At 53.4% G+C, this 247-nt stretch carries 1 pseudogene; it reads left to right on the forward strand.

Annotated elements, in window-relative coordinates:
* Positions 1-247: pseudogene (locus KVT36_RS31920) on the forward strand (hypothetical protein); the annotation flags it as partial.

Consider the following 247-nt stretch of genomic DNA (forward strand, 5'->3'; position numbering starts at 1 on the left):
TTCAGTGGCCCACCGGCCTTTCCTCTTCGGCCACGGGGCCGATCCTTTTGGCGGCCCTCCCCATATTTTTCCCTGGGGTGAAAAAAGGGATGCAGTAGAAAGAGCTAAAGGCAAGATGGACGCTGCTTTTGAGTTCCTTACCCAGCTGGGTATGCCCTTTTACTGGCTTCCTGATGTGGGTGTAGTAGGTTTTGGGGACGAAGTAGCTGAGGATGGTAAAAGGGTGCCAACCCTGGTAGGTTATGCT

The sequence above is a fragment of the Chitinophaga sp. GbtcB8 genome (assembly GCF_019091455.1).
Taxonomy (GTDB): domain Bacteria; phylum Bacteroidota; class Bacteroidia; order Chitinophagales; family Chitinophagaceae; genus Chitinophaga.